The organism is Candidatus Pelagibacter sp., from assembly GCF_052049575.1.
In the GTDB taxonomy this organism is placed as follows: Bacteria; Pseudomonadota; Alphaproteobacteria; order Pelagibacterales; family Pelagibacteraceae; genus Pelagibacter.
This window is the reverse complement of the sequence record NZ_JBNGZQ010000002.1, coordinates 324,671-345,982: the sequence shown is the minus strand read 5'-3', so window position 1 is coordinate 345,982 and position 21,312 is coordinate 324,671. Positions and strand designations below refer to the sequence as shown.

Below are 21,312 nucleotides of genomic sequence, written 5' to 3'. Positions count from 1 at the left end.
TAAAATAAAAATATATATGATAAATTTTTTATATTTTCTAATTTTGGTTTTAAGTTTAAACAATTTGACATTTGCTATGGAAAAAAAACCTTATCATCATCTCCCTGACGGCACTTTTAGGAATCCCGAAGGCTCACCAAAAAGAGATCCAAATGTAAAATGGTCGTATAAAATTTTTAATCAAGAGAAAAAGAAACTTGATATGACGATTTCCGAAGGGCACGTTTTAGAAAAAAACGAAGTATTGAGAAACTTAGAAAAATATAAAGATAGTGATTATATTGCTTGGATTGGTCATGCCACGTTTATTATTAAATTAGGAGATACTACTATTATTACTGATCCAGTTTTTTCGAAAAATGCAGGTCCACTAATATTTGGACCGAAAAGATTTACTGAACCAGCATTAAAATTAAGCGAGATACCTAACATAGATTTATTTTTACTCACCCATAATCATTATGATCATCAAGACATGATGACAATAAGAAGATTTCCTTTCAAGGACTCCAAAGTTTTAGTTCCACTAAAACTTAGCAAATATTTTAAAACTAATGGCTATAGAGACATCAATGAGATGGATTGGTATGATGAAATTAATATTAATAAAAATTTAAAAGTTACTTTTCTTCCAGCTGTTCATTGGTCAAAAAGAAGTTTAACAGACACCAACAAAACTTTGTGGGGAAGTTTTTTAATCGAATATAATGGAAAAAAAATATTATTTGCCTGCGATACAGGATATGGAAATATTTATAAGGATTTAGGAAATGAACACGGACCAATTGATTTAACTATAATTAATATTGGTGCATATAATTTTTATCCAATTATGCCTTATAAAGATAAATCTATTTATCATACCAATCCAGAAGAGGCCCTTAAAATTGGCAGAGATTTGAAAAGTAAAAAGGTATTGGGGATGCACTGGGGAACATTTGTATTATCATTAGAACCAATTATGGAACCACCAATAAGATTTAAAGATAATGCTGAAAAATATGGGTTTAATAAAGAGGATGCACTTATTTTTAAGATTGGTCAAATTTCAAAAATATCAGATATTATAAACTAAAAACTTATGGAAAAATTTAATTGGAATTATCCTACTTCCATGTGGGTAGGTGAAAATAGAATTAAAGATTTAAGCTTAGCTTGTAAAAATTTAGATATAAAAAAACCTTTATTGGTGACTGACAAAGGACTTAGACAATCAAATATTGTAAAAGATACCTTATCACATTTAAAAGGTAATAATTTATCAGCTGAATTATTTCATGATGTGATTGGTAATCCAACAGGTAAAAATGTAGGTGATGGAGTAAAACATTATAAAGAAAAAAATTGTGATGGTGTGATTGCTTTTGGTGGTGGAAGTGGTCTTGATGTGGGAAAAGCAATTGCATTTATGGTAGGTCAAACTTTATCACTGTGGGACTTTGAGGATGTTAGTGATAATTGGACCAAGGCTGACACAAATAAGGTTGCTCCTATTATAGCAGTGCCCACTACAGCTGGAACTGGTTCTGAAACAGGGAGAGCATCTGTTATTTTGAATGAAGAGCTAGGAGTTAAGAAAATTATATTTCATCCAAAATTTTTACCATCCATAGTTATTTTAGACCCAGTTTTAACAAAAGATTTACCTAAAAAAATGACAGCTGCAACAGGTATGGATGCGTTAGCTCATAATTTAGAAGCATTTTGTGCCCCAGGGTATCATCCAATGGCTGATGGAATAGCTTTAGAAGGTATGAAATTAATTTTTAAATGGTTACCAGAGGCATATAAAAATGGATCTAACCTTGAAGCCAGAATGAACATGCTTACTGCTGCAAGTATGGGTTCAACCGCATTTCAAAAAGGCTTAGGTGCAATTCATTCTTTGAGCCATCCAGTAAATGCTCTAAATAACCTTCATCATGGTCTCTCAAACGCAATTTTCATGCCGTATGTTTTAACTTTCAACAGAGATGTGATTGAGAGTAAAGTCGCAAAGATCTCAGAATACCTTGAATTAAAAGATAAATCTTTTGACGGTTTTCTAAAATGGATTTTAGATTTAAGAGAAAAATTTGAAATTCCACATAAATTATCAAGTGTCATAAATGAAAAAGATTTACAAATTGATCGTTTATCAAAAATGGCTTTAGAGGATCCATCAACGAATGGTAATCCAAAAAAATTGAGCATTGAAGACATGAAAATAATGTATCAACACAGCATGTCTGGCAATTTGTTTTAAATGAAAAATCTTAATATTTTAATAGTTGAAGGAAATTTAAAAGAGGAAAACCAAAATTTTTTAAAAGTAGGCATTCAAACACATACTGAGAGTTTAAAAGATAGTCTAAATGTATTTAATAATAATTATCATTTTGATGTTATTAATCCATCCTCGGATCAAAATTTAGATAAGGTTAAAAATAAACTTCCAAAATATGATGGATTAATTTGGGGTGGAAGTAGTTTGAACATCTATAACAATACACCAGAGATAAAAAGACAAATTGAATTTATGAGAGAATGCCAAAAACAAGTTAAAAATATTTTAGCGATTTGTTGGGGAATGCAAGTTGCAGTAACTGCTGCTGGAGGAGAGGTAAAAAAAGCAGAAAAATCTCATATAGGAATAGCAAATGAGATTATAATTAATAATGAAGGATTAAATAATTCTATTTATAGGAATAAGAATAATAATTTTAATTCTCCAGCGTTTAATTTTGATGAGGTAGTAAAATTACCAACAAACGGAATTTGTTTAGCATCAAATAAAATTAATAAAGTACAAAGTTCATATTTCACAGTTGGAAAATCGAAAATTTATGGGTTACAGTATCATCCTGAAATTACTTATGAGAAAATGATAAGCTTAATTGAGTTTAGGAAAGACAGATTAATTCAAACAAGAAAAGTATTTAGAGATGAGAGAGAAATTAAAAATCACATATTATTTATAAAAAAAGAAATTGCTGTGTCAAATAAGTCTCAAAGAATGATTGAGTTAAAAAATTGGATGGATAGTATAAATTGATTTTAAAATGCTAAGTTATATTTTACCTTTTATTGTTCTAATTTTAATTGTCGTCTTTATTCATGAATATGGTCATTATTACTTTGCTAAAAAATTTGGAGTGGGTGTCACTGATTTCTCTATAGGATTTGGTAAGGAAATTTTTGGTTGGAATGATAAATCTGGGACAAGGTGGAAAATATGCTGGATACCTCTAGGAGGATACGTAAAATTTTTCGGAGATAGAAATGTATATTCTCAAGCGGATCATAAAGAAATTTTAGAAAAATATAGTGAAGAGGACCAAAAAAAATTATTTACTCTTAAACCTCTATATCAAAGAAGCTTAATTGTTTTTGGTGGTCCTTTAGCAAACTTCGTATTAGCTTTAGTAATTTTCTTCTCAATTTATACTTTTGTTGGTAAAGATTTTACACCAGCCGTCATCAATGAAGTTCAGAAAGATAGCCCTGCAATGGCTGGAGGATTAAAACAAAATGACGTAATTTTAGAAATAGATGGCAACAAAGTTGAAAGTATTATGGATGTCTCTAAGTTAATTACTATGTCCACTGATGAAATTATAGATTTTAAAGTGAAACGTTCATATGATGAGCTAATTTTAAAAGTAAAACCTAACATTGTTCCAGGTGAGGATAATTTAGGAAACAAACTTAACAAAAGAATAGTTGGTATAAAATTAGGTGCTTATAATAATGAGATTAATCATGTTAAATTAGGACCTGCACAAGCTATATACCATGCCGCTCATGAAGTTTATTTTGTGGGAATTTCCTCATTGAAATATATTGGTGCAATGATTTTCGGTAAAGCTGATACCTCTCAGCTTGGAGGGCCAATAAGAATAGCTAAAATTTCAGGACAGGTTGCAGAATTTGGTGTTTTGGCATTCATCAGCATGATGGCATATATTTCAATAAGTCTTGGTTTAGTTAATTTGTTTCCAATTCCAATGCTTGATGGGGGACATTTAATGTTTTATGCATTTGAAAAAGTTTTAGGTCGTCCGTTATCTCAAAAAACGCAAGAGGGTTTTTTTCGAATCGGAATATTTTTACTAATATCTTTGATGTTTTTCACAACTTTTAACGACCTTAAAGACCTAGGATTGTTCAATTAATAATTTTTAAAAAAGTTTAAAAAACTCAATAAAATCAACATTTTTTAAATTTACACAACATATTGTGTATAACTTTTTTTACTATACTAAAAAAAGTCTTGATTTATCAATACTTTTGACAACAATGAAATTAACCTAATAAAACCGGAGCTAAAATGAATAAAAAACAACTAGTAGTCAAAATTTCTGGGGCATTAAATCTAAGTAAAGCTGATGCTGAGAGAACTTTTGATACAATTACCAACACAATTTTAGATGCTTTAAAAGCTGACGATTCAGTAAAAATTGCTGGTTTTGGTACATATAAAGTAGCTAAGAGAAAAGCTAGAGTTGGAAGAAACCCAAGAACTGGAGAACAGATCCAAATTGCTGCGTCTCAAAAAGTTAAGTTTTTACCAGCAAAAGCTTTAAAAGAAGTATTCAACAAATAACGTCTTTTTACAGCCTTAACGAAACTCTCGTTAAGGCTGTTTCTATATGCAAATACTGCATACCCAATTTTCGTAATCAGCGTTAGTTATTAGTATTTAATAAAATAAAAGAGCTCTCTTTAACAGGGAGGTCGTATGACTAAATTAATAAAAATAATAAGTGCACCACTTATTAGTTTAATTTTTTTATTAAACATGAGTAGTGCTGTTATGGCAGACACAACTGTTTCTGCTGAAGTAGGGTTTATATTTAACACCCTATTATTCTTGATTTGTGGATTCCTAGTAATGTTTATGGCTGCAGGATTCGCAATGTTAGAGTCAGGTATGGTTACATCAAAAAGTGTATCCGTAATCTGTGCAAAAAATATAGGTTTATTCTCAATTGCAGGTATAATGTTCTGGCTTGTAGGTTATAACTTAGCTTATGGTATTGATCCAGGTGGATACATTGGTAAATTTATTCCATGGGCAGATGGTAGTAAAATAGATACAGGTTATTCAGATGGTTCAGATTGGTATTTCCAGATGGTATTCTGTGCAACTACCGTTTCAATTGTATCAGGAACAATGGCTGAAAGAATTAAGTTATGGCCATTTTTTACATTCGCTGCAATTCTATCAGGAATTATATATCCAATCGTAATGGGTTGGCAGTGGGGTGGAGGCTGGTTGGCAGAAGCAGGTTTTTCTGATTTTGCTGGTTCGACCTTAGTGCACTCAACTGGTGGTGCAGCTGCTTTGGCTGGTGCAATGATAATTGGTCCAAGATTAGGAAGATTTACCAAATCTGGAGCTCCAGCGCCGCTAAAACCTTTTGCAGCATCATCAATACCATTAGTAACAATTGGAGTATTTATTTTATGGTTAGGTTGGTTTGGATTTAATGGTGGTTCACAATTAGCATTGGGAACGGCTACAGATGCAATCGCTGTATCAAAAATATTTATTAACACATTCCTTGCTGGTGCAGGTGGTGTTATGGGTGCAGCAGTTATAACAAGATTACATTTTGGTAAAACTGACGTAGTTCAAATGTTAAATGGATGTATCGGTGGTTTGGTTGCTGTAACTGCAGAACCATTATTACCATCACCATTTGCTGCAATTTTAATTGGTGCTGTAGGTGGACTAATCGTAGTTTATGGTACTAAACTATTATTCTCTTTGAAAATTGATGATGTAGTTGGTGCTATTCCTGCTCACTTATTTGCTGGAATTTGGGGTACATTAATTGTGCCTGCAACGAATTCTGGTGCAAATTTTAGCACTCAGTTAATTGGTGTATTATCAGTAAACATTTTTGTTTTTGTGGTTGCATATATTGTATTTAGCCTCATCAAAGCAACTATTGGCCTAAGGTTAAGTAAAGAAGGTGAAACCAAAGGTACTGATGTCACTGAAACTGGTGTAATTGCATACGCAATTCGTGACTAGTTGTTAACAACATGGGGATCCTTCGCTCTCTGTATATTCTCAGCGAATACTCATTGAAGGATCCTCAAACTCTCTCTTAGTTAGTTAAGTAATAAGCCCCTCCCTCAAGGGGCTTATTTATTTTGATCCCATAAATTTTTGTAATCAATAAAAGGTGGCAAACCATAACTTGAATTAACATTTGTCAAATGGACGGATAAACTTTTTAAAGGAGATATACAAAACTCTTTTTTATAGATCTCATTTATATATTTCTCAAAAGGATCATGACGATCTTCACAATTTTTTGTAAAATTTTCCCAATATAGATTTAATAATTTTTTGCTTGTCAAAAAGGTACATAAAGTCTTAGTAATTGTTCTCCAGTACCTTTTATTTCCTATAAGGATATTCGTTTTTTCATTATTCATATACAGATATGGATAATCTGCAGGGCACATAAAAATATCTTTACCTACTTGAGACGACACTCTTTCATATGTAGCAATCATCTCTTCCAACATGGTTTCAAAATGAAGATAATCATCTTCAACAAAAAAAATTAGATCTTCCCCAATCTCTTTTCCAATCTCAAAACACTGAAATAAACTTGCTAAATTAGAAAAAGTTTGTTGTGTTTTTTGTTTTTTAATCTTGGCTTCAAATTTTTTTGTGTCCAGAGAAATAATTTCTCCATTTACATTTTTTATTATTTCTTTGATTTTATCTAAATTTTCAATTTTTGAAGAGTCATCTAAAATTATTGTTTTTATCCTTAAATCTGGATATTTGCTTTCACAATAATTGATAGAGTTTATCAATGATTTTATTGATCGAATTGAATATTCGATTTTTGGTTGTTCGAATAATCTTCTTTTATTTTGATCCCAAACTTCGATTTCTGTATTAACTCTAACAATTATTAAGATTGATTTTACTTTTCTGGTAATTTTAACTTCTCCTAATGGTAATACTATTGATTTTTTATTTAAAATTGAAAGATCCTCATTCAATTCTTTATTTAATGTAGGAGAAGTAAATTCATTTTGATCTATAATTTCAAAGCCAAAAAATTTACAAATTTTAATGAAAAACTTTCTCATATGTTTTTATTTATGATATAAATATCTACAATATAATGACAATTAAATCATCCCAAACTCTTGTTACAGAAGCCTTAAAAGAGATTAAAACTATATCAACCGAAGAAGCTTTTGATAAATTTAATAAAAACGAGTGTAACCTAATTGATATTAGAGATGTAAGAGAATTAGAAAGAGAGGGAAGAATAGAAAATTCAAATCATATTCCAAGAGGTATGTTAGAGTTTTGGCTTGATCCAGAGAGCACTTATTTTAAACAAGGTAAACTAGATTTAAACAAAGAAATGGTTTTATTTTGTGCTGGTGGAATGAGATCAGCTCTTGCGGCAAAATCTTTGAAAGATATGGGATTTAATAAGGTCTCGCATATTGATGGGGGTTTTGGGGCATTGAAACAAAGTAAATTTAAAATTACTTAATTATTCAATTCATCTAAAGCATATTCAAGTCTATCCTGTCCCCAAAATAAATTATTATTTATAACAAAAGTTGGAGCACCAAAGACATCCTTTTGGAAAGCAATGTTTGTTAAATCTTTTAATTCATTTTTAATTTTTTGATCTTCAATGCCTTTTTTAAAATCATTAGGCTTTATCTCACATTTTGATAGTATATTTTTTATATTTTCTTCTTTTGAAATATCCTCATTATTTTTCCAATAAGCATCAAAACATAGATCAAAATATTTATCTTTTTTATCACTATCAACAAAAAGATAGCCTCTCATTAGATATAATGAATTAATTGGAAATTTATCGTTCCACACAAAGTCAATTTTACTTTTCTTAGCAATTAAATTGCAATCATTTTTCATATTTTTCATTTTTCTCTCATTAAATGCAGGGGCAGTAATTCCTCCTAAATTATGAAGTCCACCAAGAAGAATTGCTTTATAATTAAATTTATTTCTATCATTAGAACTGATAATTTTTTTATGAGCTAAAAATGAATAAGGACTAATGAAATCAAAGTAAAAATCGATTTTTTTAGTCATATAAACTTATATTTTTGGCGTAAAAAATTCTAATTAACCAATAAACTAACAATCCGAGAGGTCCAATTAAATATAAAATGATAAGTGGTATCGATAATAAGAATTTACTTATCATAAATTTTTGTGAATCTTTTACAATCCAACCTCCAGTGAATAAATTAATGGATATAAAATGTATCCAGAACATCATAAGAAAATTTTTGTTAGAAAATAAATCTTTTGTGTCATCGATCCCAAAATAAAGGCTAAAGTTACCGTCAAAATCGTATGAACTTAGATAAGATTTGTACAATAAAAAAATATATGCACCACTCAATATAATGAATGGAAATATTGAAGTTACGAAATACCTACAGAGGCTGGATGTTGGAAAAAAAATTAAAATCAACCAAAATGGAAGAACACCTAAATTCACCCAATAGTAGAGTATATCTATTGTAAAATAAGTATAAATTTGTTCGATCATTTTAAAATATATTATATTAAATCTGTCTATGATTCCTATAAGAAATAAAAAAAAAACTCTAAAAGTAACTGTCGAGGAGATGAGAAATTTTGCATTTTCTTATGTGGAAAAATATGCTCCATCAAAACAACAGCTTAAAACTTATCTACTAAAAAAATACTTAAAAACTTCAGTGCCAAATGTAAAAAAACAAGATGTTACTAATTTGATTGATATTGTTCTTTCAGACTTAGAAAAAAATAAGTTTATTAACGATAAATTTTATTCAGAGAGCAAAGCTAAAAGTATGATTCAAAGAGGTAATTCAATTAATAAAATTAGAAATTACTTAATAGGCAAAGGTATTAATAGTGAATATATTAAAGAAACTGTAAATAAAATTCACGATAATAATTCAGATCAAGATTTTTTTTCTGCAATTAAATTATGTAAAAAAAAAAGAATTGGTCCTGCAAGAATAGAAGATAATAGATCTCTATTTTATAAAAAAGATATATCCCTATTAGCAAGAAATGGCTTTGATTTTGAAACCTCAAAAAAAGTAATGGAAATTGCAAAAGATGATTTTATAAAAATAGTAAAACTACTTTAACTTATTTTTTTTATTTTCTTTTACTAAAAAATCAATTTTATTTTTTATATAATTTTTTACAAAGACAAAAACGAGTAAACCAAAAATTGAAACTGAAATAATTATAATCAAAATAATTCTTAGTTGTTCATCCATTATTGAATATTTTTGCTTTTTAAAATTAAACTTGGATTTTTAAAATCTTTTTTTCCGTAAAAAATTTCTTGTCCATTGAAATCAGTTACACTTCCGCCAGAGTGTTTTAAAATTGCATGGCCTGCAGCTATATCCCATTCTGATGCCCTTGGTTCTGCAACATAACCATCATACTCCCCAGCTGCAATAACACAAAATTTTAAAGAACTTTTCATTCTTACATGTTTTTTAACATTAAGTTTTTTGTATATTTCATTTATTTCTGGTTTGATTTTATTGGAGTAGGATACAAATTTAATCTCATTTTTATCAAAATTTTTTGAATTATCTAATTTAAATGGTTCTCCATTAATTAATTCAAAAGAAAAATCATCTCCGTAAGAATAAAACATTCTATTTTTTGCTGGGGCATAAATTAATCCAGCAACAGGTCTTTTTTGAATTATTAATCCTGCATTTATTGTAAATTCATCCAGATCATTAATATAATCATAAGTTCCATCGATTGGATCGATTAACCAAAAATTTTCAAGGTTATTTTTTGATTTATTTTCTGATGTTTCCTCAGATATTATTGGGATATTTGGCGTTAGGCTTAAAATTTTTTTACTCAAAATTTTGTTAACTTCTAAGTCTCCATTACTTACAGGTGTATTATCGGATTTTATTTCTTTGGTAAGACCTTTTTTCCTAAGATCTATAGAAATTTTCCCTGCATCTAAAAAAGTTTGAATTAGATTCTCAACAATTTTTTTTATATCACTTTGAGTCATTTATTTTTTTTAATTCTATATTTTCAGAGTTTATTACTTTTTTACCAACATTTTGAAAATTAACAGTAATTTTACCTTTGATTATTGACTGAACTTGTCCTATTCCCCAATCTTTATTTGCTGGATTGAAAACTTTGTCGCCTGGTTCAAAATCAAAAATCATTTAATTTAACTTATATTAGAAATAAGTATAAATACCATCAAATGAATAATAATTTAAACTCTATTGGTTTAAAAAAAAATCCGTCAGAAACAACGGTTGTTGTTGCAATGTCAGGTGGAGTGGACTCATCTACAGTTGCTGGAATGATGAAAAAAGATGGTTATAAAGTTATTGGTATAACTTTAAAACTTTACGATGATGGTAAAGAGGTCGCTGCATCAAAACAATGCTGCTCAGGTCAGGATATAATGGATGCAAAAAGAGTCGCTCAAAAATTAGATATTGAACACAAAATTCTCTATTATCAAAACAAGTTCAAACAAGGAGTAATTGATAATTTTGTTGAAAGTTATTTAAAAGGCGAAACTCCTATTCCTTGTGTGCAATGTAATCAAACTGTAAAATTTAAAGATTTATTTGAAGTTGCGAAAGATCTTAAGGCAGATGCATTGATTACTGGTCATTATGTAAAAAGCGTTACTGTTGACAATCAAACTAATATGTATCGAGCTATAGATGAAAATAGAGACCAAAGTTATTTTTTATTTAATACTTCTAGAGAGCAATTAAATTACTTAAGATTTCCATTAGGGGGCATGCTTAAAGATGAAACAAGATCTATAGCAAAAAAACTAAATCTTAACGTAGCGGATAAGCCAGATAGTCAAGATATTTGTTTCGTACCTAATGGAGACTATGCCTCGGTAATTCAAAAATTTAGGCCAGACTCTTTTAAAAAAGGTAATATAAAAAATCTAGATGGAAAAGTGATTGGAGTTCATGATGGAATAATAAATTTTACGATAGGTCAAAGAAAGGGAATTAAAGTTTCAGATAAAGATGCATTATATGTATTAAAGATAAATGCAGAAAAAAATGAAATTATTGTTGGTCCAAAAGAAAAACTTGGAAAAAAAGATATTAATCTTCATGATCTAAATTTACTTGCTAATAAAGATGAATTTAAAAATGATATTTTTGTAAAAGTCAGATCAACAGGCAAGCTTCTTAGGGGAAAAGTGAGTTTTAATAATAATAGGACAGCCTTAGTTAACTTAGAGGAATTTGAGGATGGAATATCTCCAGGACAGGCATGTGTTTTTTATAATAAAGATAAGTTTGGTTTTAAGGTTTTAGGTGGTGGTTGGATTAAGAATTAACTTTTTTTTTCCACATTAAAAAAGTTAATAAATAAAAAGTAATTACACCTAGAAAATAATCCCATTCTAGTGCATGCTTTAGAAACTTAAGATTAAACCCAAAGAAATCATCACCAGGAAGACTGATAATGGGTATACTTATAATTGCAACCAATATTAATAAAGATACTAATGAAATTTTCAAATTTAAAATTATTGGGTGTATGTAAATTTTTAATTTTTCCTTAAAAGAAAAAAATGTCGCTACAAGATAAGCTTGTGCAACAATTTCAAATACAATGAATGATAACATCACTACTCTTCTAAAAAGTTTGTATAAATCATTGTCGAATTTAATTCCCAAAAAAATTGAATGAATGGTTAAAGCTATTGCTGAAGCAATTCCAAAAAATACTATTTTTTTTATATTTTTATGATCATTTTCAAAATGTCTAATAATATCTCTATTAAACAACCAATACTTTATTAACAAAAAAGACGTCAAAAACATTGCAGGTTTAAATATCAACCATGAAGGATATGGCCTTGCCGTTCTGCTTATAGATGCTCCACCATCAATATAAGGAATTGTATTATATAACCTATCTGCTTCACTTTCAAAGACACCATGGAACTGTGTAACTAATATTAAACAAGCGTTTACTGCAACAAATGGAACAATAAAAATCCATATACTTATGAATCTTGCCTTTTCAATTGAATTCATTAAAGACTATTTCTTTTTATTTTTTTTTCTAGCTCTTCTTTTTTTTGAGCCCATTTTTCTTCGGCCTCTATGTTTTTTTGGATATCCCATTATTCCCTTCTGTTATAATTTAATTGAAATTATGTGAGGGATATAGCATTGTCCTTTAAAGTTATCAATTTTTTTATGGTAAAATCATTTAAGACATTTTTGAAACATACTGCAAAAGATTTTCATAATCAGTCAGTAAATCCACCAGTCGTTAGAGCTTCAACGATAATATTTAAATCAATGAAGCATATAAGAAAGACTCAAAAAAAGGCTCAAAAAAATCCAGTTGGCGGTCATTACGATTATGGAAGACAAGGAACTTCAACAACTTATATTTTACAAAAGATTTTAACTAAGCTCGAAGATAGTTATCATGTATTTACCACTCCCACAGGTTTTGGATCAGTATTTTTAGCTATATTTAGTGTTGTTAGACCTGGTGATGAAATAATTGCTGCAGACCCAGTTTACAGTCCCACGAGAGTTTTAACTCAAGATTTTTTAAAAGAATTTAATATTAAAACAATTTTTTATAATCCACATGATTTAAAAACTTTAGAGAAAAGTATAACAAAAAAAACAAAATTGATTTTTGTTGAAAATCCAGGTAGCAACACTTTTGATTTTCAGGATCTTGGAAAAATTGTTTCAATTGCCAAAAAATACAAAATTTTAACAGCAATAGATAATACCTGGGGTACACCTTACTATCTTAAACCAATAAAACTTGGTTTTGATATGTCTATTGTATCTGCTACTAAATATTACTCTGGTCATTCTGACGTTATGGGTGGAAGCCTAGCAGTTAATAAAAAAGTTTTCCAAAAAGTGAAAGCAGCTGAAAAAATAACAGGTTTAAGATTGGGACCTGATGATGCATATTTAATTACTAGAGGTTTAAGAACTTTGGATGTTAGATTAGATAGACATAGAGAAAATGCAAAAAAGATTGCAGCTTTCTTGTCAAAAAATAAAAAGATTAAACTTCTCTATCCATTTAAGAAAAATTCCTTAAATTTTAGAATGTGGAAAAAGTATTACTCTGGTGCCTCAGGATTAATGGGGCTTAAAATAAAATCAAATAATATCAATTCTGTCAGAAAATTTGTAAATTCACTTAAATTATTCGGCTATGGTTACAGTTGGGGAGGTTTTGAGAGTTTAGTTTTACATCAAGAATTTAGAGAAACTGGAAATAGAAAATTCATGAATTTAGCAAAGGATGAACATTTAGTCAGATTTCATATAGGACTTGAGGATCCAAATGATTTAATTGCTGATATTAAACAAGCATTAAGACATTTGAAATGAGCACAGAAAAATTTTTTCAATCCAGAACAGCATTAATCACATTATTTGCAGCTTGTTTTGTTGTTTTAATTTCTCTTGGTGTACGACAAACCTTTGGTTTGTTTTTCATGGATTTCAATGAAAGTCTCAAAATAAGTAATACAGCATTTGGTTTTGCGATAGGAATGCAGATGTTAATGTGGGGATTAACTGGACCTATTTTTGGTGCTATTGCAGATAAGTATGGTGGTCATATAGCAATTATTTCAGCATTTATTTTTTACACCGCTGGAATATTTTTTTTATATACAGGACCTAATACAGGAATATTTTTTCAAATACACATGGGGTTGTTAATTGGAATAGGATTAGGGGGGACAGCCATTAGTATTCCAATGTCTATTGTTGGAAAACACTTTCCTTTATCTACAAGAACTATTGCAATGAGTTTTGTGACTGCAGTTGGATCGTTTGGTTACTTTTTGTCACCAATTTTCACAAGTTACTCTCTAAATGAATTTGGATGGAATTATACTTTATTCGTTTTCGGAATGCTTTTAATTGCTGGTTTAGTAGCTGCTTACTTCGTAAGATCTCCATCTGCAACTGAAAATGTGGAAAAAACATCAGACCAATCATTTTCAGAAGCACTCAATGAAGCATTCAAAACAAAAAGTTATATTTTACTTGTATCTGGTTTTTTTGTTTGTGGATTTCATATTACTTTAGTTGGAACTCATGTTCCTAAGTATGTAATAGATAGAGGCCTTGAGGATTGGACTGCTGCAGCTATCTTATCTTTAATTGGGTTATTTAATATTTTTGGCTCTTTGTTAAGTGGCTATCTTTCAGCTAAAATGAGTAAAAAAATAATCTTAAGTGCAATCTACTTTTTGCGGGGAGTTTCAATAGTATTCTTTATATTTACTCCAGCAAGTAATATTGCAGCATTTATATTTGGTGCAAGTTTTGGATTCCTATGGTTATCGACAGTACCAGCTACCAGCGGAATAGTTGCCCATCTTTTTGGAACAAAGTATTTGGGCTTGTTATATGGAATAGTTTTTTTAAGTCATCAAATAGGTTCGTTTTTTGGTGCATATCTTGGAGGTTTGTTTCACGATACTTATGGGTCATATGACTATGCGTGGTATTTAGCAATTGCTTTATCTGTTTTTGCAGCAATAATTCATCTACCAATAAAAGAAGAACCAGTTTTAAGATTAAAAACAGAATAAATTGAATAGAACAAATCAATTAACAAAAATACATTTATCAGGGAAACCCTACATTATTTATAAATCTCAAAACGGGTTTGATCTTTACACCGATTTTTCAAAAAAAATAATTTTAAATAATAAGAATATTAAAAGTTTTTTAACAAAAAAAAATAAAAAACAATCAACCAACACAGATCTTTTCATTGGTTTTTTTGGATATGAGTTATTAAATAATCTGATTGATGTAAAAGTCCCAAAACAAAAAAATTTTAACTTTCCAAAAGGTATTTTTTATAAACCAGAAAAAAAGATCAAACTCAGCAATAAGTTAAATTATGATGTAAAAAATTTTGAATGTGGGAACTTTAAAATCAATATTAATAGAAAAAATTATACAAAAATATTCAATAAATTTAAGAAAAAGATAAAGAGTGGTGAGACATATCAAATTAAAATTTGCACAAAATATAAAACAAAGTCGAAAATCAATCCGTTAGATTTTTTTTCAAGGTTATCTGATACCAATCTAGCTCCAGAGGCCTTTATGATTAAAGATAATAATTACTCAATTATTAGCTGTTCCCCAGAAACCTTAATTATAAAAAAAGGAAGTAACATATCCACAAAACCGATAGCTGGGACCGTAAAAAAAACTAAGCAATTAAATAAAATAAAAGCATTAAATTATTTTAGAAAAAATTTAAAAGAAACCAAAGAGCATAATATGATTGTTGATATGGAAAGAAATGATTTATCAAGAATTTGCAAGGTAGGTTCAGTAAAATTGTCTAAACAAAAAATCGTTGAGGAATATAAAGACCTTTTTCATTATGTTAGCTTAATTAAGGGAAAATTAAAAAAGAATATAAATAATTTTGAAATAATTAAAGCGATGATGCCAGGTGGTTCAGTTATTGGTTGTCCAAAGATAAATACGCTTAATCTTTTGAATAATCAGGAAAAAGAAAATAGAAATATTTATACAGGAAGTTTTGGTTACATAAAATTTAATGGTGATATGAGATTTAATATTATTATAAGATCAATTTTAAATTTTAAGAACATATCTGAAATTTCAGTTGCCTCAGGAGTCGTTGTCGACAGTAATGCCAATCATGAATTTAATGAGAATTTTCTTAAAGCTAAAGCGTTAATAGATTTATTTAAATGATTTATGTAATTGACCATAACGATTCCTTTACTCATAATGTTGTTCATCAATTTGCTTTGTTTGATAAAGTTGAATGCGATAACTATGATAAAGTTAGCGAAAATAAAATTAAAAAAGCATCAACAATAATTTTTTCACCTGGACCTGGCAATCCAAAAAATTATCCAATAACCTCAAAAATTTATAAAAAATATAAAGGTAAAAAAAAAATAATAGGTATCTGTTTAGGATTTCAGCATATCCTTTTTTGTGAAGGTGCAAAAATTGTTGAACAAAAAAAAATTTATCATGGTTTTCAATCAAATATAAAAGTAATCACCAATAAATCTTTATTCAACAAAGGAAAAATATTTAAAGTTGGCAGGTATCATTCTTTAAAATTAAAAGAACCTTTTAAATCTAATAATTTTGAGATAACTATGAGATGTTTAAATTCAAAAGTCGCAATGGCATTTGAAAATAAAAAGGAAAAAATTTATGGATTTCAATTTCACCCTGAATCTTTTTTAACTATCAATGGTAACCTACTTATTAAAAAAATCTTATCAGCTTAAGGACTTAAAACAGATAGAGTTCCATGATCTTTGGGGAGATCATGGAATTTTTACAACGATGTGGATTTTTGGCAAACCAGCAAAAATTTTATTTTTTGAAAATCATTTAAAAAATTTAATTTTATCATTAAAAAAATATCAAATAAAAAAAAAATCTTTAAAGTCAGATATCTTAGAAATAATTAATAAAAATTTATCCAAAAAGAGGAAATATAATCATCTATTGAGAATTGCTATTAATAAGAAAATTATTTCAATATCTTTAAGAAAAAGAGTTAAACCAAAATTAAATTTTAATTTAAGGTTAGTAAAATTAAAAAGAGAAAGACCAGAATTTAAAAATCTAAAATACAAAAAGATTTTATCTTATTTATCTAAAATGGATAACTCCCAATCAGATATTGCACTGGTATCTAACAAAAGATTATTAGAAACCGGAACCTCAAATTTATTATTTGTTAAAGATCAAAAATTTTTTACACCCAAAAAGGATTATTATGAGGGAAATACTTATAAATTTTTTAAAACAAAAATAAGAAAGATAATTAAAAAAGATATTTTGCTTAAAGAAATAAAAAATTATGATGAAATATTATTAATAGGATCTGGCAAAGGTGTTACTTCAGTTAAGACTATAAATGAGCTTAAATGGAAAAGAAAAAACCTTAAAAAATTCAAGTTTCTATCAAAACAATATGATGCAGTTATAAATAAATGTAATTCTTATAGATTTTAGGAAATGAAAGACCCAAACAATCCTTGTTTATTTTGCAATGTTAAAAAAAGTGGATGTGCTCATGAAAATGAATTGGCATATGCAAGTTATGATACATATCCAGTTTCAGAACATCATTGTTTGATTATACCTAAAAGACACATAAAAGATTATTTTGATTTATCTAATGATGAATTGGTTGCCTGTAACGATCTTTTAAAAATTGTAAAAAAAGAAATAATCAATAAAGATCCATTAGTTAAAGGATTTAATTTAGGCACAAATATAGGAACTGTATCTGGTCAATCTATTTTACATTGTCATTTTCATCTGATTCCCCGAAGAAAAGGAGATGTAGATAATCCTCAGGGCGGAGTACGATCGGTCATTCCAAACAAACAACATTATAAAAGAAATAATTAGCCTGTTATAAAAGACAAATTGACCCTAGTTTGAGGTTGAACTATAAATTCAACTATATATAAAAATGTAAAATTAATTCAAAATTTAACAAAAGGCGGAAATGTTAAGCAACAATCCATTTTCAATTTTATCAGAAACCATTTCACCGTTTGCTATGCAATCTTTTATTATTGCAATGGTTTTGTTGATTGCAGTTGGAACTATAATTCAAATGATACATCATAAAAATTTGACTTATTTTTTTAATAATGCAAAAAAAGCAAAACTTTCAGCGACAAAAGAACTAGGTGTTGGGGAAAAAGTTTCTGTGATTGCCAAAACAACAGTTGTTGATATTGGTACTACGTCTGAATTAGGTTTTGGCAAAAGAAGACTAGCCCATGTTCTAGGAATGTATGGAACAATTTTATTTTGGGTGTCTTCAGCTGTTTTAGTTTTTTGTTACACAGGTTCAGATAAACCGAGTTCTCAGACTTGGTCAATGATTTGGCATGCAGGAGCAATATTAACTTGCTTGGGCGGGTATTGGTTTTGGTTTTTTTTAAGAGTAGACGTATCAGCAGAAGCTCATCCTTGGTACAGAATCATTAAAGCTGATTTATTTGTTTTAGCTTTACTTGCATGTTCAACTTTTGGGTTAGCATGGTCTTACACTCAATTTAACGGACAAATAGGATTATCATATTTGTTTTTAACTTTATTTGTTGCATCTAATTTGATTTTGTTTGGTGGTGTTTATTGGTCTAAATTTGCCCATATGTTCTACAAACCTGGAGCAGCAATACAAAAAAATCTAGCTGAAGCTGATGGTTCAAGAGACAATCTTCCTCCACCAGCAGATGCCCCTGAGCAATTTGGCTTAGGAATAAAAAGAGAAGAGCCAAAACACTATTAATATGTTATTAAAAAAAGGAAAAAAATAAATTATGTCAACTTTTGTATACATGACAAGATGTGATGGTTGTGGACATTGTGTAGATATTTGTCCTTCGGACATCATGCATATAGATGAAAATATTCGAAGAGCAAAAAACATAGAACCAAATTTTTGTTGGGAATGTTACTCATGCGTTAAAGCGTGTCCTAATCATGCAATTGACGTAAGAGGGTATGCTGATTTTGCTCCTATGGGTCATAGTGTGAGAGTTAGGAGAGAAGAAGAAAAAGGAACCATCTCTTGGAAAATCAAATTTAGAAATGGAACAGAAAAAAATTTCGTATCCCCAATAACAACAAAACCTTGGGGTAAATTTATTCCTAAACTTGCTGAAGGTGATACTCCTAACCAAGGAGAAATTAATTCACAAAGATTATATAGCGAGCCAGAGGGTTTAAATACTAATAAAGAATTACCATCAGTTCCGAAAGAGTCTTTTAAAAAAGGTGTTTATTATTAATGGCTAAGCACAAAACACATTATGAGGAATGTGATGTATTAGTTGTTGGTGGTGGAATGGCCGGCACTGGAGCAACGTTCGAGGCTAGACATTGGGGAAGAGATTTAAAAATTGTTTGTGTTGAAAAAGCAAATATTGATCGAAGTGGCGCAGTCGCACAAGGTTTATATGCAATCAATTGTTACATGGGTATGCAATGGGATGAAAATCAACCTGAGGACCATGTTAGATATGCTAGAAATGATTTAATGGGTATGGTTAGAGAAGATTTAGGTTATGACATGGCTCGTCATGTAGACTCAACTGTTCACATGTTTGATGAGTGGGGTCTTCCAATGATGAAAAATGAAAAAACTGGAAGATACTTAAGGGAAGGTAAATGGCAAATCATGATACATGGTGAAAGCTATAAACCAATCGTTGCTGAGGCAGCAAAAAAATCTGCAGATAAAATTTATAATAGAATAATGGTTACCCATTTATTAATGGATGAAGCTCAAGAAAATAGAATTGGTGGAGCTGTTGGATTTAATATGAGAACAGGAGATTTTCATGTATTTAGAGCTAAAGCAGTTATTGTTGCTGCAGGTGGTGCGTCGCATATTTTTAAACCAAGAGCGGTTGGAGAAGGTATGGGAAGAACTTGGTATGCACCATGGAGTAATGGATCTGCTTATGCACTACCTATTGCTGCAGGGGCAAAGATGACTCAAATGGAAAATAGAATTGTATTATGTAGATTTAAAGATGGTTATGGACCTGTTGGAGCATATTTTTTACATTTAAAAACATATACACAAAATGCTAACGGCGAAAATTATGAAAAAAAATGGTATGATCAAACTAAAGAATTAGTTGGTGAATATATTGATCACCATCCAACTCCTACTTGTTTAAGAAACCACGCATTTATACAAGAAGTTGCTGCTGGTGGTGGACCGATTCACATGGTTACTAAAGAGGCTTTTCAAGATCCACATTTAGAAACAGTTGGGTGGGAAAACTTTTTAGGTATGACAGTTGGACAAGCTGTTGTTTGGGCATCACAAAATATTGATCCAAAGTATACAAATCCTGAATTAACAACATCTGAGCCTTACGTTATGGGATCGCATGCAACATGTTCAGGAGCATGGGTTAGTGGACCTGAAGATTTGTCTCCACCAGAATACTTTTGGGGTTATAACAGAATGTTAACAATCGACGGACTTTTTGGTGCAGGAGATACAGTGGGTGGTAGTGCACATAAATTTTCATCAGGATCTTTCACAGAGGGTAGGTTAGCAGCAAAAGCAGCAGTAAAATATATTGAAGATAAAAAAGCTGAAGGAATTAATGTAACAGATAAACAATGTGATAATTTTAAAAAAGCTGTCTACAAACCATTAGAAACCTATACAGTTGCTCAAAACGAGATAACCGGAGGAACAGTTTCACCAAGTTATATTTCTCCAATACAAGGATTACAAAGACTTCAAAAGATTATGGATGAATACGTTGGGGGTATTACCTCAAACTACATGACCAACGGAAATTTACTAAAAAAGGCTTTAGAACTTTTAACTTGGTTACAAGAGGATTTAGAGCACGTTGGTGCAGAGGATTATCATCAATTGATGAGGGCTTGGGAGCTTAAACATAGAGCTTTGACATCACAGTGTGTGACTGAGCATACTTTATTTAGGGAGGAAACTCGTTGGCCGGGTTATTATTATAGAGGTGATCATATGAAATTGGACGATGAAAATTGGCATTGTTTGACAGTTTCAAGAAGAGATCCTAAAACCGGTAAATTTACTCTAGAAAAAGTTCCGGTTTATCACATTGTGGATGAAAAAGAGAAAAAGAAGGCCTCATAATTTATTTTAAGCAAATTTATGGATCTTTTATCAAAGTCAGATGAAGAGATTTTTAAAATTGGAAAACCCTTTTGGGAAAATCTAGTGCGAGCCTCAAATATGAAGGATTATGGGGGTTTTACCAAAGATTTTTCAACACAGATGCTATTTGGAGCAAATGAAGTTGAGCTAGGTAAACAATGGGCAAACAATAAAATTATCACAAATTTAGAGGAAACTTACAAACCCTTCGGAACTTTAAGACGTGGTGAGCACATAACAGTATTAATCAAACAGACCAACAAGGAAATACCTGGTGAGTTCCTAGGAAGATTGGTACTTGGAGTTGAGGATGACGAGATTAAAATTTTTGGAGCAACAATTTATTAATTATAGTTTGACAATTTTTTTACTGGGTGTATTCAGAGATTTAGATGCATCTTTCAAATTTAAAAATTCTAAATATCATAGCTAATAAAAAATCAACTTTTATTAAAACTGGAATTTTTTCAGCTATAGCTGCATGTTGGGGTGTTATCTTAGTTGGGACTTTTATTACTTTTAAATAAGTAATATTTTAA

At 29.7% G+C, this 21,312-nt stretch carries 26 protein-coding genes; 20 read left to right on the top strand and 6 right to left on the bottom strand.

What is annotated here, in order from left to right:
* The first annotated feature begins 76 nt into the window (after positions 1-76).
* From ACTT9C_RS05410 to ACTT9C_RS05385, 6 genes are all read left to right on the top strand, one after another.
* The gene (locus ACTT9C_RS05410; RefSeq protein ID WP_440923476.1) at positions 77-1,075 is read left to right on the top strand and encodes an MBL fold metallo-hydrolase; all 999 of its coding nucleotides are present in this window, start codon (positions 77-79) and stop codon (positions 1,073-1,075) included.
* A 6-nt stretch (positions 1,076-1,081) separates the two neighbouring features.
* Positions 1,082-2,245, top strand: a complete 1,164-nt coding sequence (locus ACTT9C_RS05405; RefSeq protein ID WP_440923475.1) for an iron-containing alcohol dehydrogenase — start codon at positions 1,082-1,084, stop codon at positions 2,243-2,245.
* On the top strand, positions 2,246-3,034 hold the full coding sequence (locus ACTT9C_RS05400; protein WP_440923474.1) for a glutamine amidotransferase-related protein: 789 nt from the start codon (positions 2,246-2,248) through the stop codon (positions 3,032-3,034).
* A 7-nt stretch (positions 3,035-3,041) separates the two neighbouring features.
* Positions 3,042-4,154 (top strand): RIP metalloprotease RseP, encoded by a 1,113-nt coding sequence (gene rseP, locus ACTT9C_RS05395; RefSeq protein ID WP_440923473.1) that lies wholly within the window; start codon positions 3,042-3,044, stop codon positions 4,152-4,154.
* A gap of 155 nt (positions 4,155-4,309) precedes the next feature.
* On the top strand, positions 4,310-4,585 hold the full coding sequence (locus tag ACTT9C_RS05390; protein WP_085147542.1) for an HU family DNA-binding protein: 276 nt from the start codon (positions 4,310-4,312) through the stop codon (positions 4,583-4,585).
* A gap of 135 nt (positions 4,586-4,720) precedes the next feature.
* Entirely contained in the window at positions 4,721-6,022 is a 1,302-nt protein-coding gene (locus tag ACTT9C_RS05385) for an ammonium transporter (RefSeq protein ID WP_440923472.1), read from the top strand.
* A gap of 113 nt (positions 6,023-6,135) precedes the next feature.
* Here the strand turns inward: ACTT9C_RS05385 and ACTT9C_RS05380 are convergent, their stop codons facing one another.
* A complete protein-coding gene (locus ACTT9C_RS05380) occupies positions 6,136-7,104 on the bottom strand; it encodes a glycosyltransferase family 2 protein (protein WP_440923471.1) in 969 nt (322 codons plus the stop codon).
* A gap of 35 nt (positions 7,105-7,139) precedes the next feature.
* Between ACTT9C_RS05380 and ACTT9C_RS05375 the strand changes: the two genes are divergently transcribed.
* Entirely contained in the window at positions 7,140-7,523 is a 384-nt protein-coding gene (locus ACTT9C_RS05375) for a rhodanese-like domain-containing protein (RefSeq protein WP_440923470.1), read from the top strand.
* Here the strand turns inward: ACTT9C_RS05375 and ACTT9C_RS05370 are convergent.
* Both ACTT9C_RS05370 and ACTT9C_RS05365 read right to left on the bottom strand, forming a co-directional pair.
* A complete protein-coding gene (locus ACTT9C_RS05370; RefSeq protein WP_440923469.1) occupies positions 7,520-8,098 on the bottom strand; it encodes a 2-hydroxychromene-2-carboxylate isomerase in 579 nt (192 codons plus the stop codon). The two genes, ACTT9C_RS05375 and ACTT9C_RS05370, sit on opposite strands and share 4 nt — an antisense overlap.
* The gene (locus tag ACTT9C_RS05365) at positions 8,091-8,564 is read right to left on the bottom strand and encodes an ABA4-like family protein (RefSeq protein WP_440923468.1); all 474 of its coding nucleotides are present in this window, start codon (positions 8,562-8,564) and stop codon (positions 8,091-8,093) included. The genes ACTT9C_RS05370 and ACTT9C_RS05365 overlap by 8 nt, the downstream gene beginning before the upstream one ends.
* A gap of 28 nt (positions 8,565-8,592) precedes the next feature.
* Between ACTT9C_RS05365 and ACTT9C_RS05360 the strand changes: the two genes are divergently transcribed.
* Positions 8,593-9,156 (top strand): regulatory protein RecX, encoded by a 564-nt coding sequence (locus ACTT9C_RS05360; RefSeq protein ID WP_440923467.1) that lies wholly within the window; start codon positions 8,593-8,595, stop codon positions 9,154-9,156.
* A 134-nt stretch (positions 9,157-9,290) separates the two neighbouring features.
* Here the strand turns inward: ACTT9C_RS05360 and ACTT9C_RS05355 are convergent, their stop codons facing one another.
* Together ACTT9C_RS05355 and ACTT9C_RS05350 are read right to left on the bottom strand one after the other, a co-directional pair.
* Positions 9,291-10,064: a 3'(2'),5'-bisphosphate nucleotidase CysQ family protein gene (locus ACTT9C_RS05355; RefSeq protein WP_440923466.1), complete on the bottom strand. Its 774-nt coding sequence runs from the start codon at positions 10,062-10,064 to the stop codon at positions 9,291-9,293.
* Entirely contained in the window at positions 10,051-10,227 is a 177-nt protein-coding gene (locus ACTT9C_RS05350; RefSeq protein WP_440923465.1) for a DUF3553 domain-containing protein, read from the bottom strand. Before ACTT9C_RS05350 ends, ACTT9C_RS05355 begins: the two co-directional genes overlap by 14 nt.
* Positions 10,228-10,268: 41 nt before the next feature.
* Between ACTT9C_RS05350 and mnmA the strand changes: the two genes are divergently transcribed.
* Positions 10,269-11,387 carry a tRNA 2-thiouridine(34) synthase MnmA gene (mnmA, locus tag ACTT9C_RS05345; protein ID WP_440923464.1) on the top strand — a complete coding sequence of 373 codons (1,119 nt, stop codon included), beginning with the start codon at positions 10,269-10,271 and terminating at the stop codon, positions 11,385-11,387.
* Here the strand turns inward: mnmA and ACTT9C_RS05340 are convergent.
* The gene (locus ACTT9C_RS05340; protein ID WP_440923463.1) at positions 11,377-12,093 is read right to left on the bottom strand and encodes a hypothetical protein; all 717 of its coding nucleotides are present in this window, start codon (positions 12,091-12,093) and stop codon (positions 11,377-11,379) included. The two genes, mnmA and ACTT9C_RS05340, sit on opposite strands and share 11 nt — an antisense overlap.
* 165 nt (positions 12,094-12,258) lie before the next feature.
* Here ACTT9C_RS05340 and ACTT9C_RS05335 point away from each other — a divergent pair, with 165 nt between their 5' ends.
* From ACTT9C_RS05335 to ACTT9C_RS05285, 11 genes are all read left to right on the top strand, one after another.
* On the top strand, positions 12,259-13,434 hold the full coding sequence (locus ACTT9C_RS05335; RefSeq protein WP_440923462.1) for a trans-sulfuration enzyme family protein: 1,176 nt from the start codon (positions 12,259-12,261) through the stop codon (positions 13,432-13,434).
* Complete coding sequence (locus tag ACTT9C_RS05330; protein WP_440923461.1) at positions 13,431-14,651, top strand: MFS transporter; 1,221 nt, start codon at positions 13,431-13,433, stop codon at positions 14,649-14,651. Before ACTT9C_RS05335 ends, ACTT9C_RS05330 begins: the two co-directional genes overlap by 4 nt.
* A 1-nt stretch (position 14,652) precedes the next feature.
* Positions 14,653-15,804 (top strand): chorismate-binding protein, encoded by a 1,152-nt coding sequence (locus ACTT9C_RS05325; protein WP_440923460.1) that lies wholly within the window; start codon positions 14,653-14,655, stop codon positions 15,802-15,804.
* Complete coding sequence (locus tag ACTT9C_RS05320) at positions 15,801-16,358, top strand: aminodeoxychorismate/anthranilate synthase component II (RefSeq protein ID WP_440923459.1); 558 nt, start codon at positions 15,801-15,803, stop codon at positions 16,356-16,358. Before ACTT9C_RS05325 ends, ACTT9C_RS05320 begins: the two co-directional genes overlap by 4 nt.
* Positions 16,321-17,094, top strand: a complete 774-nt coding sequence (locus ACTT9C_RS05315; protein WP_440923458.1) for an aminotransferase class IV — start codon at positions 16,321-16,323, stop codon at positions 17,092-17,094. The genes ACTT9C_RS05320 and ACTT9C_RS05315 overlap by 38 nt, the downstream gene beginning before the upstream one ends.
* A 3-nt stretch (positions 17,095-17,097) precedes the next feature.
* Positions 17,098-17,496 (top strand): HIT family protein, encoded by a 399-nt coding sequence (locus ACTT9C_RS05310; RefSeq protein ID WP_440923457.1) that lies wholly within the window; start codon positions 17,098-17,100, stop codon positions 17,494-17,496.
* A gap of 100 nt (positions 17,497-17,596) precedes the next feature.
* Positions 17,597-18,391, top strand: coding sequence for an adenylyl-sulfate reductase (locus ACTT9C_RS05305; protein ID WP_440923456.1), 795 nt, complete (start codon positions 17,597-17,599; stop codon positions 18,389-18,391).
* Positions 18,392-18,422: 31 nt separating this feature from the next.
* The gene (gene aprB / locus ACTT9C_RS05300; protein ID WP_075522233.1) at positions 18,423-18,893 is read left to right on the top strand and encodes an adenylyl-sulfate reductase subunit beta; all 471 of its coding nucleotides are present in this window, start codon (positions 18,423-18,425) and stop codon (positions 18,891-18,893) included.
* Positions 18,893-20,752 (top strand): adenylyl-sulfate reductase subunit alpha, encoded by a 1,860-nt coding sequence (gene aprA, locus ACTT9C_RS05295; RefSeq protein WP_440923455.1) that lies wholly within the window; start codon positions 18,893-18,895, stop codon positions 20,750-20,752. Before aprB ends, aprA begins: the two co-directional genes overlap by 1 nt.
* An 18-nt stretch (positions 20,753-20,770) precedes the next feature.
* On the top strand, positions 20,771-21,121 hold the full coding sequence (locus ACTT9C_RS05290) for a hypothetical protein (protein ID WP_440923454.1): 351 nt from the start codon (positions 20,771-20,773) through the stop codon (positions 21,119-21,121).
* 44 nt (positions 21,122-21,165) lie between these two features.
* Positions 21,166-21,300 (top strand): hypothetical protein, encoded by a 135-nt coding sequence (locus tag ACTT9C_RS05285; protein WP_440923453.1) that lies wholly within the window; start codon positions 21,166-21,168, stop codon positions 21,298-21,300.
* Positions 21,301-21,312 lie beyond the last annotated feature (12 nt).

Bases quoted from the DNA above. Each gene is read 5' to 3' on its own strand.
- ACTT9C_RS05390 (WP_085147542.1), top strand. From the start codon at position 4,310: ATGAATAAAAAACAACTAGTAGTCAAAATTTCTGGGGCATTAAATCTA.
- aprB (WP_075522233.1), top strand. From the start codon at position 18,423: ATGTCAACTTTTGTATACATGACAAGATGTGATGGTTGTGGACATTGT.
- ACTT9C_RS05340 (WP_440923463.1), bottom strand. From the start codon at position 12,093: ATGAATTCAATTGAAAAGGCAAGATTCATAAGTATATGGATTTTTATT.
- ACTT9C_RS05310 (WP_440923457.1), top strand. From the start codon at position 17,098: ATGAAAGACCCAAACAATCCTTGTTTATTTTGCAATGTTAAAAAAAGT.
- ACTT9C_RS05405 (WP_440923475.1), top strand. From the start codon at position 1,082: ATGGAAAAATTTAATTGGAATTATCCTACTTCCATGTGGGTAGGTGAA.
- ACTT9C_RS05400 (WP_440923474.1), top strand. From the start codon at position 2,246: ATGAAAAATCTTAATATTTTAATAGTTGAAGGAAATTTAAAAGAGGAA.
- ACTT9C_RS05365 (WP_440923468.1), bottom strand. From the start codon at position 8,564: ATGATCGAACAAATTTATACTTATTTTACAATAGATATACTCTACTAT.
- ACTT9C_RS05315 (WP_440923458.1), top strand. From the start codon at position 16,321: ATGGTAACCTACTTATTAAAAAAATCTTATCAGCTTAAGGACTTAAAA.
- ACTT9C_RS05380 (WP_440923471.1), bottom strand. From the start codon at position 7,104: ATGAGAAAGTTTTTCATTAAAATTTGTAAATTTTTTGGCTTTGAAATT.
- ACTT9C_RS05355 (WP_440923466.1), bottom strand. From the start codon at position 10,064: ATGACTCAAAGTGATATAAAAAAAATTGTTGAGAATCTAATTCAAACT.
- ACTT9C_RS05320 (WP_440923459.1), top strand. From the start codon at position 15,801: ATGATTTATGTAATTGACCATAACGATTCCTTTACTCATAATGTTGTT.
- ACTT9C_RS05335 (WP_440923462.1), top strand. From the start codon at position 12,259: ATGGTAAAATCATTTAAGACATTTTTGAAACATACTGCAAAAGATTTT.
- ACTT9C_RS05305 (WP_440923456.1), top strand. From the start codon at position 17,597: ATGTTAAGCAACAATCCATTTTCAATTTTATCAGAAACCATTTCACCG.
- rseP (WP_440923473.1), top strand. From the start codon at position 3,042: ATGCTAAGTTATATTTTACCTTTTATTGTTCTAATTTTAATTGTCGTC.
- aprA (WP_440923455.1), top strand. From the start codon at position 18,893: ATGGCTAAGCACAAAACACATTATGAGGAATGTGATGTATTAGTTGTT.
- ACTT9C_RS05285 (WP_440923453.1), top strand. From the start codon at position 21,166: ATGCATCTTTCAAATTTAAAAATTCTAAATATCATAGCTAATAAAAAA.
- ACTT9C_RS05410 (WP_440923476.1), top strand. From the start codon at position 77: ATGGAAAAAAAACCTTATCATCATCTCCCTGACGGCACTTTTAGGAAT.
- ACTT9C_RS05330 (WP_440923461.1), top strand. From the start codon at position 13,431: ATGAGCACAGAAAAATTTTTTCAATCCAGAACAGCATTAATCACATTA.
- ACTT9C_RS05290 (WP_440923454.1), top strand. From the start codon at position 20,771: ATGGATCTTTTATCAAAGTCAGATGAAGAGATTTTTAAAATTGGAAAA.
- ACTT9C_RS05375 (WP_440923470.1), top strand. From the start codon at position 7,140: ATGACAATTAAATCATCCCAAACTCTTGTTACAGAAGCCTTAAAAGAG.
- ACTT9C_RS05350 (WP_440923465.1), bottom strand. From the start codon at position 10,227: ATGATTTTTGATTTTGAACCAGGCGACAAAGTTTTCAATCCAGCAAAT.
- ACTT9C_RS05385 (WP_440923472.1), top strand. From the start codon at position 4,721: ATGACTAAATTAATAAAAATAATAAGTGCACCACTTATTAGTTTAATT.
- ACTT9C_RS05360 (WP_440923467.1), top strand. From the start codon at position 8,593: ATGATTCCTATAAGAAATAAAAAAAAAACTCTAAAAGTAACTGTCGAG.
- mnmA (WP_440923464.1), top strand. From the start codon at position 10,269: ATGAATAATAATTTAAACTCTATTGGTTTAAAAAAAAATCCGTCAGAA.
- ACTT9C_RS05370 (WP_440923469.1), bottom strand. From the start codon at position 8,098: ATGACTAAAAAAATCGATTTTTACTTTGATTTCATTAGTCCTTATTCA.